This is a genomic window from Aliikangiella maris (genome assembly GCF_040719265.1).
GTDB lineage: Bacteria > Pseudomonadota > Gammaproteobacteria > Enterobacterales > Kangiellaceae > Aliikangiella > Aliikangiella maris.
On record NZ_JBFDAH010000016.1, the window covers coordinates 43,403 to 56,722 of the forward strand.

At 39.0% G+C, this 13,320-nt stretch carries 12 protein-coding genes; 6 read left to right on the plus strand and 6 right to left on the minus strand.

Annotated features, from left to right (window positions below; all coding sequences use genetic code 11):
• Positions 1-38: 38 nt before the first annotated feature.
• The 4 genes from ABVT42_RS14455 to ABVT42_RS14470 form a co-directional block, all read right to left on the minus strand.
• Complete coding sequence (locus ABVT42_RS14455; protein WP_353896476.1) at positions 39-395, minus strand: (2Fe-2S)-binding protein; 357 nt, start codon at positions 393-395, stop codon at positions 39-41.
• 120 nt (positions 396-515) lie between these two features.
• Positions 516-1,424 carry a dihydrodipicolinate synthase family protein gene (locus tag ABVT42_RS14460; protein ID WP_353896475.1) on the minus strand — a complete coding sequence of 303 codons (909 nt, stop codon included), beginning with the start codon at positions 1,422-1,424 and terminating at the stop codon, positions 516-518.
• A gap of 24 nt (positions 1,425-1,448) precedes the next feature.
• On the minus strand, positions 1,449-2,369 hold the full coding sequence (locus tag ABVT42_RS14465) for an SMP-30/gluconolactonase/LRE family protein (RefSeq protein WP_353896474.1): 921 nt from the start codon (positions 2,367-2,369) through the stop codon (positions 1,449-1,451).
• Positions 2,369-3,679 carry a CaiB/BaiF CoA transferase family protein gene (locus ABVT42_RS14470; RefSeq protein WP_353896473.1) on the minus strand — a complete coding sequence of 437 codons (1,311 nt, stop codon included), beginning with the start codon at positions 3,677-3,679 and terminating at the stop codon, positions 2,369-2,371. Before ABVT42_RS14470 ends, ABVT42_RS14465 begins: the two co-directional genes overlap by 1 nt.
• A gap of 296 nt (positions 3,680-3,975) precedes the next feature.
• On the opposite strand from ABVT42_RS14470, the gene ABVT42_RS14475 reads away from it, so the two are divergent.
• The 4 genes from ABVT42_RS14475 (at position 3,976) to ABVT42_RS14490 (ending at position 9,638) form a co-directional block, all read left to right on the plus strand.
• Positions 3,976-5,352 carry an aspartate aminotransferase family protein gene (locus ABVT42_RS14475; protein ID WP_353896472.1) on the plus strand — a complete coding sequence of 459 codons (1,377 nt, stop codon included), beginning with the start codon at positions 3,976-3,978 and terminating at the stop codon, positions 5,350-5,352.
• A gap of 73 nt (positions 5,353-5,425) precedes the next feature.
• Positions 5,426-6,316: a beta-keto acid cleavage family enzyme gene (locus ABVT42_RS14480; RefSeq protein WP_353896471.1), complete on the plus strand. Its 891-nt coding sequence runs from the start codon at positions 5,426-5,428 to the stop codon at positions 6,314-6,316.
• Positions 6,317-6,696: 380 nt separating this feature from the next.
• Positions 6,697-8,991, plus strand: a complete 2,295-nt coding sequence (locus ABVT42_RS14485) for an efflux RND transporter permease subunit (RefSeq protein ID WP_353896470.1) — start codon at positions 6,697-6,699, stop codon at positions 8,989-8,991.
• 92 nt (positions 8,992-9,083) lie between these two features.
• Complete coding sequence (locus ABVT42_RS14490; protein WP_353896469.1) at positions 9,084-9,638, plus strand: DUF924 family protein; 555 nt, start codon at positions 9,084-9,086, stop codon at positions 9,636-9,638.
• 220 nt (positions 9,639-9,858) lie between these two features.
• Here ABVT42_RS14490 and maoP read toward each other — a convergent pair whose 3' ends face one another.
• On the minus strand, positions 9,859-10,206 hold the full coding sequence (gene maoP, locus ABVT42_RS14495; RefSeq protein ID WP_353896468.1) for a DUF413 domain-containing protein: 348 nt from the start codon (positions 10,204-10,206) through the stop codon (positions 9,859-9,861).
• 363 nt (positions 10,207-10,569) lie between these two features.
• On the opposite strand from maoP, the gene ABVT42_RS14500 reads away from it, so the two are divergent.
• Positions 10,570-11,454 (plus strand): LysR family transcriptional regulator, encoded by an 885-nt coding sequence (locus ABVT42_RS14500; protein ID WP_353896467.1) that lies wholly within the window; start codon positions 10,570-10,572, stop codon positions 11,452-11,454.
• A gap of 101 nt (positions 11,455-11,555) precedes the next feature.
• Here ABVT42_RS14500 and ABVT42_RS14505 read toward each other — a convergent pair whose 3' ends face one another.
• Positions 11,556-12,515, minus strand: a complete 960-nt coding sequence (locus tag ABVT42_RS14505) for an endonuclease/exonuclease/phosphatase family protein (protein WP_353896466.1) — start codon at positions 12,513-12,515, stop codon at positions 11,556-11,558.
• Positions 12,516-12,744: 229 nt separating this feature from the next.
• On the opposite strand from ABVT42_RS14505, the gene ABVT42_RS14510 reads away from it, so the two are divergent.
• Positions 12,745-13,197, plus strand: coding sequence for a GNAT family N-acetyltransferase (locus ABVT42_RS14510; RefSeq protein WP_353896465.1), 453 nt, complete (start codon positions 12,745-12,747; stop codon positions 13,195-13,197).
• The last annotated feature ends 123 nt before the right edge of the window (positions 13,198-13,320 follow it).

The following is a 13,320-nucleotide window of genomic DNA, read 5'->3' on the forward strand; positions in this document are numbered from 1 at the left end:
GTTAATTTCACGAGTAAAACCTGGCGGTAACAATCATGTTAATTATGCGTATTGGACGCAAGGGTCGTATATTGGGGCGTAGAAATTTTTCCTGCAAATATTTTAAGCCCTTGGCTAATTGGATACTGACAGGCTTCGACCAGGTGATCGTTGATTAATACTAGACATTGCTGACAAACTCCCATTGCGCAAAATAATCCTTGCGGCTCACCACTAACCGGATTAAAACCGAATAAACGAATATTATTGGCCATTAATGCTGTTGCAATTGTTTCGCCTGAATAAGCGGAATATTTTTGATGATTAAATTCAAATTCAATAAGCTCCCCACGCGAAATATTTCGGGTGATTCGTAATGGACTTGATGATGCCGATTTTTTATTTAACAGTGACATTATTAGATTCGTCTATATTCATGGATTGATGATTTAATGCTTATTGTTTAATGGTTGTTGCTCAATGATGATTGTTCAATCATTATTAAAAATTATCTGCTTTTAGGGTCATTATCATTCTTATCGATAATTGATCTGTAAGGTGTCGAGTTGTTGTTTGAGCTTATCTATTTGTGGCTTTTCAAGAGGGAGAGCCGGATCGCGAGGTAAACCTGCAGGCAATCCCATTAGATTTAAAACTGCTTTAAATGCCGCAGGCCAAGTTCCCAAACCCATGAGCATTTGATAAATCTGAGTCAGTTTAAAATGAGTTTCAGCCATTTGCTCATCGGGTTTTTTTTTTGCCATTGCTGTAAGTTGAGTTGCTTGGCGACCAAGCAACTCTGGACCTGTTGCAATAAAACCGCTGGCACCAAGTGCAATCGCTGGAAATATGTAATGACATGGGCCAACCATAATTGATAACTTATTTTTAAATCGAGATAGTAGCTCTGTGTGATGAAAAAAATCACGATGTGACTCTTTAATTCCGATGATGTTGGCTGAGTTATATATAGCTTCAATATTATCCATGGTAAGTGAAAAACCAACTCTGCGTGGCGAGTTATAAATAATGATTGGTAACGTGATGGCTTTTGAAACTTGACTAAAACGGTCGATTAGTGCTTTTTCACTAACCCTTAAAACATAAGGTGGTGGCATTAATAGCACACCATTGGCGCCAGCATTTTGTGCTGCCAGTGCATTTTTAACGGTCATAAAATTTTGGGTTGCTGTAATGCCGGTATAAATAGGGAAGTTAACACCAACAATATCTTTAGCTGTTTTTGTTAATTGATAGCGCTCTTCTGTCGTTAAGCTCCAGCTTTCACCATTGTCGGCAGCAACACAGATCCCCTGAGCGCCAATTTCTACCAGCCAGCGAATCAGTTCTTGAAAGGCATCAAACATGATTTCTCCATTTTCAGCAAAGGGGGTGACTGCCGCAGGAATAAACCCTTGTAATTGTTGTGATGTAATGGTGAACATTTCATTTTCCTTAAAATTTAAATCTTAAATTTGATTGAGGTCGATCTGATAAATACTGGCTGTTTGCGCTTCAAGAATTGATAATAAATTATTTTGGTGGGGATGAAAGGCAACACTGGTGGTCCATAAACCTTCGGGAACTTGAATTTTTGCTATTAAGTCACCCAGTGGGTCGAATATCCAAACTCGGCCAGCTTGAGCCTGAGCCACGGCCAACAAACCATTGTTATTGACTGCAAGGCCATCAGGACCTAGCCCGCCACTTAATTGAATAAAGCAGCCTGTCATTGGGTGTAACGGATCAGGGGCATTGCGGCGTAATCGCCAGATTGCATTGGCTCGGGTAACTGCCAAGTAAATAAATTGGTTATCTGCACTTATCGCAATACCATTGGGGTAGGGAATATTATTTAATACTGTTTGAATTTTACCGTTACCAGTTAAACAAAATAACCTGCCAGTGGGATCCGAAAGGCTGCTTCTACCTGGATCGGTGAACCAGATTTGATTGTCATGATCAATGGTGACATCAGCTAATCCACGAAAATTTTCACTGTTGATACCTGTACATATTGATTTAAGGCTAGATGAGCGGTTTGGCTGTTTTTCTGCTAAATTAACTGGCAGAAAATGCAATAGGCCCTGTCGATAATCAGAAATCAAAAAGCCCTTATCGGGATGTAATGCCAAACAGTGTGGTTCACCTTCATAAGTCAGTTGTGTTTGCCATTTTCCTTCGTTTGTTATTGAGAATATTCGACCATATGGTACATCGACACACCATAAATTCCCTTCACAATCATAGGCGGCACCTTCAATAAATGAACCAAGTTCTTCACCTGGTCGGGTAACCTTAACCCACTCAGTTGGTTCACCTCGATAAAATAGTGATTGCGGTAATTGAGTCAGTTTTTCGGCTGTTAGTGTTTTGCTTGCGCCATACATTAAATAATTCCTGATACTTCCAGTTCGGCAATTTCAGACTCAGTCAGCCCTAATTCCATGAATATTTCTTTATTGTGTTGACACAGCTTGGGCGGTGATGAATGTATTTGTGGGCCATGATGATCAAACTGAAAAGGTGAAACCGGCACTGTCACCGGTGCTTTTTCAAAGGGCTCTTTGGGTAGTTGATAAAGTAGTTGGCGATCTTTTAAGTGAGGCATGTTGATTGCTTCTGCAAGTGTACGTACCCTTTCTGCTGGAATACCGAGTTGGTGAAATATTTCTTCCCATTGTGCCGCTGTTTTTTCCAATAATAAATGACTGAGTCGATGGTACATGGCGTCACTTTCTAAATACAGATCTTCCCAATTGGCCAGCTCACTCCACTCAGGCACATCAAAGTACTGCCATAATTTTTGATTTTGCTTAAAATTAAATGCGCCCAGCATTAAGTAACCACAGCGCGTCTGATAGCAGGCGAGACCTGCTTCTTTACGTTTTTTAAATGAAGACGAGGTTTCGGTGTTGATTGACTCTTCTGCTTGATGCACTTTTGTTTGGTGTTCTTTGGCATCAGCTGTGTTTGAGTACGGCTGAATTGGTTGTTTTTGCTGATGTTGGTGATAAATTTCGGTACTCATTTCCGGTGCCATCATCATCAGTGCAGTGTCAAACATGGCTAAGTCGATGTATTGGCCTTGCTGAGTATGCTCGCGCTGAAATAGTGCAGATGAAATGGCAAATGCTGCTGCAAATCCGGTGGTGTAATCAACAAAAGAAGCACCTGTTTTTATTGGTCGCCTCGATTGTTCTGATTGTGCTGTACCGTAATAGGCCGATGCAGTTTGGCTCATTAAACCACTCGCTGCCTGAATCACATTATCATAGGCATTCACTGAAGCACGCTGGTTGTTTTGCCCAAATCCGGTAATCGAGCAATAAATAATTTTAGGGTTAATGGTTTTTATCGATAGGTAATCAAGTCCTAGTGCTGCCAGCGCCCCTACTCGGTAATTTTCGACGATAACATCTGCCGTTTTAGCCAGTCGTTTAAAGATGTCTTGCCCGACCGGGTTTTTTAAATTGAGTGTTATCGACTTCTTGTTGCTCGCCTGTACTCGAAAATTAATACCAGATTTTTGTTGGTTTTGATAATGATCCGGACCTCGAGTGCGAACGCAGTCTGGTTCGTGCGGTGGTTCTATTTTTATGACTTCTGCCCCCAATACGGCCAACTGGTATGTGGCGAAAGGCCCCGCCAGCACATGGGTTAAATCAAGAACACGAATTTTATTAAATGGTGCAGTCATAAAAAGCCTAAAAAGATGAATGTCTTACCAACGTCGTTAAAGCTAAAAATAGAGTAAGCTTTACTCAGAAAATGATCTTTCGTTTATAAACTTTAGTTGAGTTCTTCGAAGATAAGTCCAAACATTATTCTATTTGTTTTATATACTATCAAGTGTTTTTTATGTAAATTTTCACTAGATGGTTATTGGTTGCGCTAAAACCTATAAAAAAGGAATAAGGTTAGTATTTTTCTTTACAATTAAGTTTTGTATGTTATTTTATGTTTTGTATATGGTTTATTGACTGAGGCTTTTTAATGAATTCGGTTTTGCACAGAAACCTGCGGCATTCCTTACCTACCGCGAGCAAAGGTGAGGGAGTTTATTTAAAGGACTCTGAAGGTAAATTGTATATAGATGCCTCCGGTGGGGCTGGTGTGTCCTCACTGGGGCATCGTTCCGCTGTTGTGAATAATGCCATTTGGCAGCAACTCAATCAGCTGGAATGTGCTCATACTTCATTTTTTACTAATTCACCTTGTGAAAGTTTAGCTTCACGTTTGGTTGAGCGCGCCCCGACCGATTTTGGTCAAGGGCGTGTTATTTTTATCAATAGTGGTTCTGAAGCGATGGAAGTTGCATTAAAGCTAGCACGACAATTTCATGTTGAACGCGGCGAGTTAACTCGCACTCATTTTATATCCCGCCGACAAAGCTATCATGGCAATACCTTAGGTGCGTTGGCTGTCAGCGGAAATTTACGCCGTCGACAAATCTACCAACCCATGTTGATGCCAACTAGCCAAATTGCACCTTGTTATGCTTATCGTCATCAGCATAGTAATGAGTCCGAAGTAGCTTATGCGCAGCGTTGTGCATTAGATCTGGAAACGGAAATAAATCATCTTGGCGCAGAAAATGTTGCGGCATTTATTGCTGAACCCGTCTCTGGTGCAACGTTAGGTTGTGCGACGGCCCCGCAAACTTATTTTGCCGAAATTCGCCGCATTTGTGATCGCTATGGTGTGCTGATGATTGCTGATGAAGTGATGTGCGGTATGGGAAGAACCGGTCATTGGTTTGCTATGAGCGGTGAAGTGGATATTGAAGATTCAAGTTCTGCAACTAACCCTGTCTGTCCGGATATTATTACCTTGGCAAAAGGTCTCGGCGCGGGATATCAGCCTATTGCGGCAACTATGGCCAGTGAAAAAGTGGTTTCTGTTATTGAAAAAGGATCAGGACAATTAGCGAATGGACACACTTATATGAGTCATGCGGTTGCTTGTGCCGCTGCACTGGCTGTAGTTGATGAAATTACTCAGCGTGACTTGCTGCATGAAGTGAATGTCATGGGACGCTACATACAGGCGCTTCTCGCAGCGACATTTGCCGAACATCCCTATGTTGGTGATATTCGTGGGAGAGGATTGTTTTGGGGAATTGAACTGGTGAAAGATAAAGTCACCAAAGTACCCTTTGCCGCAGAGTTACAGATTGCGCCAATGATAAAACAAGTCGCTATGCAAAATGGGCTGATATGTTATCCGGCACAAGGTTGTGTTGATGGTATTGCTGGCGATCACATTTTGCTGGCGCCGCCCTTTATTATAAATACTGAACAAATTAACGAAGTGGTTGATAAGTTACAAATCAGCCTGAAAGCGTGTTTAGTTAACAAAAATCTGATGTAAATAGTGAGTCAGATTGTTCAAACCAAAACTGACTTAATTCAAATATAATCCCAATTGGGTTTTCTGGAATTTTATGGCGAGAAAAACAATTTTAACCTGTGCGGTGACAGGCAATATTACAACACGAGAGCAACATCCTGGGTTGCCCGTGACGCCTGCCGAAATAGCACAGGCTTCGATTGATGCCGCCCGCGCCGGTGCGGCTGTTGTGCATATTCATGCAAGAGATATTGAAACAGGGAAAGGATCAATGTCTTTATCACTCTACCAGGAAATTGTTGCGCGTATACAGGCGGCCGATGTTAACCCGATTATTAATTTAACCACCGGTGAAGGTGGTCGATTTATTCCAGATGAATTTAATCCACAACTGGCCGCGCCTGGCTCGACGCTGTGCGAACCTGGTAAGCGAATTGAGCATGTGGTGCAACTGAAAACGGAACTTTGTACACTTGATTTAAACACCATGATTTCTGGTCAAGCTGCGGTGATTAATACACCTAAAAATATTGAAGTGATGGCAAATGGGATTTATGGCGCTGGTGTAAAACCCGAGATTGAACTTTTTGGACTTGGGGATTTACATTTAGCGATTGATTTAATTGCTCAAGGGGTTATTCAACAACCAACTATGTTTTCAATCGTACTGGGTGTTAAATATGGCGCGATGCCAACACCGGAAACATTATTTTTTATGGCATCGCAATTACCAGATAATTGCCAATGGTCTGCTTTTGGGCTAGGTCGTCATGAATTTCCATTGCTTGTTCAATCTTGGTTATTAGGGGGGCATATTCGAGTTGGGCTGGAAGACAATGTTTATATCAGTAAAGGCGTGCTTGCCAGAGATAATGCACAATTAGTAGAAAAAGCCGTCAACTTGATTGAAAATCTGGGGGGGAGTATTGCAACAAGTAATGAGGCAAGGCAAATGCTTGGCCTGTCATCATCGATACCCGATTAAGCCTGATTGAACCGATTCAATTGGGTATAATCTTCTGTATTGATTTAAACCTATCGTCCTATATTCAAACCGTTATCTGCTTTTCTCCGTAAAATAACCAATATTCTGATGCTGAAATGAGCAACGCTTGTTAACTCATTGATAGGCAATTACGGGGTGACTTGAATTTTGTGCGCAGCTTCCACAACTAAATCATTTTATTTTGTAATACTTATTCATCAAGGGATGAGTAAACTGATTAAGATCTGTGTTCATTTCAGTCTAAACTGTTGTGATATCCGTAACTAAGTATCTAATTTTATATTGGATTAATCGTTTAATTTAGATTTCGAATTGAACTGCATATAAAATTGACTGACAAAGGCTAAGTTTACAACCGCATGCATCAATATAGTATTCGCTTATTTTCGTTTATTATCGAACGCGCCAAGTTGGTCATTGTATTGGCGTTGCTGTGTGTATGCTTCTTGTCCACTGGACTTACTCAATTATCAATTAGTAATGATTTTAAAGTCTATCTAAGTAAAGATAACCCACAACTCAAAGCGTTTGAAAAGTTTGAAGCCAACTATGTGAAATCAGATAGTGCAACTTTTGTGATAACCGCAAAAGAAGGCGATGTTTTTACTGCTGAAGGACTCAAACTGATTGCCGAATTAACTGCGCAAAGCTGGCAACTGGATTATGCCTATCGTGTTTCTTCATTGAGTAATTATCAGTATACCCGAGCGACTGACGATACAATTGAAACACGCTATTTATATGAAGATGCCGAACAATTGAGCTTGTTAGATATTGCCAATATTCAAAAAATAGCCTTGAGTGAAAAGCGATTGCTCAACAATTTGCTAACACAAGATGGCAAACTGGCATTGATTGCTGTCAATTTGAATTTACCAGAACAACAAGCTAATGCGTCAATACTGGTTACTGAGCAAGCAGAAAGGCTACGCGATCAATTTCGATTACGCTATCCCACATTACAAATTGACAATGGTGGCTCGGTCGCTTTTAACACAACTCTGGCTCGCGCAGTTGCTCATGATTTGCAGACCCTTTTACCACTTAGTTATTTGATTATTTTTGGTGGTTTATTTTGGTTTTTAAGAAGCCTTTCGGCAACACTTAGCATTTTCATTTTAATCAGCACCTGCTTGTTGGCGACTTTTGGCCTTTGGGGGTGGTTTTCACCAGTATTAACACCTATCGCTGGATTTGCACCGTCGATTTTATTATCGATCATGGTGGCTGATAGCGTGCACATAATTGTGAATTATTTGCACCAACGGGCAAATGGCATGGATAAAAAAGAATCTATTTTAAGTAGTCTGCAAATTAATCGAATGCCGGTTTTAATTACAAGTGTCACTACCATCATTGGTTTTTTAAGTCTTAATTTTAGTGCATCGCCACCTTACCAGGATTTAGGCAATATGGTTGCCATTGGGGTTGCCATTGCTTTAATTTTCAGCTTTATTTTATTGCCTGCAATGTTGACCGTGTTTCCTGATAAAGAATACCGCAATGGGCATTTTCGATTTGAATTGACAGCATTTTCAAATAAGGTCATCAGTTTTAAAAAATATTTGCTGGTTATCATGATTGGCATTGCTTGTTTTCTGATTTTATTTATTCCACAAAATAAACTGAGCGACAATTGGTCGCATTACTTTGATGAAAACTATGATTTAATCAAGTTGGTTAAACGAATAGATGGTTATTTAAGTGGAATTAATGCATTGGAATACTCTCTGCACTCAAAACAAAGTGAAGGTATATTTAACCCAGATTATTTACAGCAGCTTGCTGAATTTGAAGAATGGTTATTACAGCAAGACAAAGTTTTTACGGTTCGATCATTCAATCATCTAATGAAAGATCTGAATCAGGTTATGCATAATGATGATCCGGTTTGGTATCGGATCCCACAATCTGCTGAGCTAGCCGCACAGTATTTATTATTTTATGAACTAGGACTGCCGGACGGTTTAGGGCTCGACAATCTGGTTACCATGAATCATCAGGCATCACGTTTAACCGTGTCCGTTTCTGATATGGGATCGGATGAATTACTCAGGCTAGATCGTCTTGCGCAAGATTGGCTTAACGCCAATGCACCAGCGATCGAAACATCTGCGGCAACCGGATTAGGTGTCGTATTTGCACATATAGCCGAGCGAAATATAGAAGGATTGTTACAGGGAACCGTATGGGCTTTAATTGGAATTTCAATCATTTTGATGTTGATTTTAAAATCCATTAAGTTTGGGTTAATCAGCTTGATTCCAAATATTGTACCTGCGGCAATGGCTTATGGTGTATGGGGAATGACATTTGGATACGTTGATATTTCTCTGTCTATTGTCGCTTGTTCAACATTAGGTATTGTGGTTGATGATACGGTTCACTTTTTACATAAATATATTTTAGCCAGAAAAGCCAACATGAACACCGAAGAGGCTATTAAGTTTACTTTTAATCGTGTTGGTGGCGCGTTGTTGACGACTTCGGCTGCTTTATCTGGTGGTTTTTTAGTTTTGGCACTGTCTAATATGAATACTTCGGCCACGATAGGGTTATTGATGGCAATCACTTTGGTGTTTGCCTTAATTGTCGATTTTTTATTGTTACCACCGCTGCTGCTGTTACTTGATAAAGGTCGCTCACAAGTATAAAGAAAAGTGCTTTCTGTCTTTGGTAAGTAGTAAATATTTTAATCACAATGGTCATTGAAAAAAATTAAATGATTGATGGTAAGAGGAAAAAAATGAACGAGCACATAGTAAACTATCAAGCGGTTATAGATTTTTGGTTTAGTGAATTAGAACCCGCAGCTTGGTTTAAAAAAGATATTTCGCTCGACAAGTTAATTGGCGATAGATTTTTGGCAACCTATTATGCGGCTGGCCGCTGTGAATTATTTGGTTGGCGAAAAACCGCGCAGGGACGCTTAGCCGAAATAATTGTTCTCGATCAGTTTTCACGAAATATGTTTCGCGATGATCCACGAGCGTTTCAATATGACTCTCTGGCTGTTGCATTAACCCAAGAAGCGGTTGCTGGAAATTATGATGAACAGTTAACGCCTGAGAAAAAACAGTTTTTATATATGCCACTAATGCATTCTGAATCATTAACGATACATCGACAGGCTGAAGCATTGTTTGCTCAGCCAGGACTAGAAAATAATTATGATTTTGAAATAAAACATAAAGCCATTATTGAACAGTTTGGCCGCTACCCACATCGCAATGATATTTTGGGCCGCCAGTCAACTGAACAAGAAGTTGCTTTTCTTAAACAGCCTGGATCTTCTTTTTAACATAGAATTTTTTAATGGGCTGTTATTTAATGCTGTGATTGGTCTTTTGAAATGATGCGACAAAACACGATGTCTTATGATGAATAGACATCTATTTCTAGTTATTTTTTCGGTATTATTATTCGATGAGATGATGAACGATAACAGCTAAATTTTTGTTTGTTATTCGCTCATCTCTCAGATAAATTACCGATGGTAGTCTAATGGTTTGCTGTTGCTTTTAGTCTATGACTTCGTCAGAAACCCAGTCCGAATCACTTTCATCAAATTCATTTTTTGAGCTACTTGATGAAACCGATATTTTCGAGCGATGAGTACCTGCATATTTAATCCAAATCTTGGCTAATTCGCTGTAATCCCGGTTAGCAGAAATAATCGCATTTTTGAGTTCAATATCGGAATCTGTTGGGTCCGACACCTCACCATTTAATAATGCTCTAATCAAGTTTCCATTACTTTCTAACTGCATACTTTGTGCGATTGTAAAATCGCCTGAGCGAGAAAAGCCGTATGGAAACTTAGCAATATCAGAAAATTTCTTTTGTAACCAAAACTCTCTAGTTTGCATGTAAAACTCCAATTAATATTCAAAAAAACAATGTGTCTGTTCAAAAAATATCAGCTTTTAACGGTCCTAAATAGACCCTTGATGAATTGAATATTAGCTTGAAATAAAAACTAGAAAAGCAAATAAATTTTATTGTAAGTATAAAAATATTTTATTATAACTAGTGTTAATTAGCCGTTCAAAAAACAGGCTATTTTTTACATATTTAAGTAGAATGAGGCGTTTTGAGCAAACCGTGAACTAATCGTCGGTTTTACAGCGCAGGTTTGGCAAAAAACAATTGAAATTCAATCTGGTAATCTGCCACTCTTGAAGAAATGTGATTACTCTGGCTTAAAAAATAAAGTAAAGCGATTCATACCCATGGATATTAACCTGATTAAAACCTTTTTAGAGATTGAGAAAACCCGTCACTTTGGGCGAGCGGCCGATAACTTGTATTTAACTCAGGCGGCAATCAGTGCACGGGTTAAACAGCTGGAAGAAACTTTGGGTAAGCCATTATTTGAGCGCTATCGAAATAACATCCAGCTTACTCAGGCAGGCGAAGAGTTCTTACCGTTTGCGGTACAAATTGTTGAGCTGTGGTATATGACCTACGCAAAAATGCGCCAAGATGAACAAATGGAGTTTATTAATATCGCTGCACCAGCGCTAATATGGCAGACTCGCCTGGCTAATTTGCCGGAGCGACTATTAGTCAACAATCCAAAACTCCAATTGAATGCGCAGTATTTATCCAGTTCTTCAGTTTTTGATCAGTTATTAACTCATAAAGTTGATATCGGGTTTAGTTTTTTTCCACCCAAACAGTCTGAAATTCAAATTAATAAAACCTTGAAAATCCCCATGGCATTTTATGCTCATCAACCCAAGTGGCAAATGGATGATATTAATAGTGCTAACCTGATTAGTGTCAGCATTGATGATTTGAGTGAAATTAATTGGAAAAACTGGTTTAAGCAAGATATCAGACCTCGTTTTTATGCCGCCGACTGGTTTATGGCCATTGAGTATATGGCACAGCAGGGGGGCGCCGCATTACTACCTAAAAGTTTGGTCAAACCTAAGTCAGGGCTATATCTGGTTAAAGATTCCCCGCTGGTTAAACAGCCATTTTATTTGTGTAGTGCTAAATCAATCGAAGAAAACGAACCTAAAAAGGCTACGCTTAAATTTATCAAGACAGTATTTTTTGCTCAAAAATCTGCGCTAGAGTCCTTCGAAAATCACACCGAGATAAACTAGTACACTTGACTGGTTAATGGGTTTTACTTTGTTAATTGGCGCAAATAGATTGGTACGACATAAATGAAATCTAGCTGATTTTCTTGGTGCGAGCTATAGGGTTAACGCACTTTGTTTAGGCTTAGGGTTGCAATAATCGGAAGATGATCTGAATTAACATTAGGACCTGTTTCGATATATTTCACATTAAAGTGTTGGGAAACCAGAATATGGTCTATTGGCAAGCCAAGTCCACCGAGCCACGCAGGCCAAGTGGCTAAAATGCCAAATCCTTGTCGAGCGTTGTACATGTGAGTTTGATCTTCAAGAATTTGATAATTATTTGACCACTGCGTCATATTTAAATCACCGGCAATAATCAGCGGCGTACTGGCAGGCAAAAGTTTTTTCACTAGCGTATTGGCATGATCATTACGCAATTGATAATAGGTTTTATCGCCAGGCGGCAAAAGGTGAGTTGTTATCAGTTTAATGGTTTGATTATTAAAGACAAAATTTGCTGATAGTGTCGGTAATTTCGCTTCTCCCCATCGATGTGTCTCAATTGAATCTAATGGTATTTTGCTCAATATTGCTATACCAAAGTTATCGAGTCTGGATATGATTTTTTGATAAGGATATAAATGAACCAAACTTTCTAATTCTTGCTGCCACTCCTTATTGATTTCCTGGCCAATAAATATGTCAGGTGAATATGAGCGAATTAATTGAGTTACGGCGGGGTAGTCAGTGTTATGACTTTGCAGATTGAGTAACATTAAATTGAGTGCCGATTGGGTATCTGAGGCACCATTTTGTTTATTCCAATAGACGGGTATTACAAAAAAAGCATTTAATAACAGGCAACCTGCCAATAAGCCTGTCACCCATATTTTGCCGCTATATAGAAAGATACAGAAAAAAACTAAACTGGCGATAAAGTACTGAAATTTAAAATGTACCGTTAATTCAAAAAACCAGTTGAATGAAGGAAACAAACTAATCAGACTCATCAATATGGTTAGCGAGGCAAACAACTCGATGACACCCATTAATGGAACGTTTCTGCGCTTTATAATCATTACTAATTTACAACATTAATTTCCTGATAAACTCTGAAATCTTACAGGCTGAATTTTATAAAACACAACAAGTAACACCATATACAGAGCAAAACTATTTTTATCATTCTGCAATGATTCTACCGTAAACCTATACAGATTGGGTATAAATGTTTAAATTTTTGTTGATATTAATTAAAAATTTTCGTGTCTAAAATGTCAATAACTCAGCATTTAAGGGGCATTGAGTATGAAAATTTTTAATGAGCAATTTGTTTTTAATATTTCTGATAATCCTCAATTACTCGATAGAAAAATGATTTTTGACTATTTGTCTAAGCATAGTTATTGGTCGAAAGGTATTTCAAAAGAGGTCGTTGAACGCTCGCTCGATCATTCTTTGACAATAGGTGCTTATGTGGAAAACAGACAAGTTGGTTTTTGTCGCGTGATTTCTGACTATGCAACCTTTGCCAATTTAGTTGATGTTTTTGTTGTTAAACCATTTCGAAGGCAAGGTGTGGCAACAAAAATGATGCAATTTATTTTAGCTCACGAAAAACTTCAAGGATTACGCCGATTCATGCTAGCAACACGAGATGCACATGCTTTTTATCGACAGTTTGGGTTTGAAGATATTAAAGAGTCTACTTCACTCATGCAGCGATATAATTCGGCAATATATCAGAAAAATCCACACTAGAAGTTGTATATGTATAAGAGTCGTTGTCGCATAAACAGAGAAAGAATACGTCAGCAATCGACAAGGAACAAGATAGCTTTTGAAAAGTAGAACTGTCTGATATTTGAGTTTGAATATAGAAAA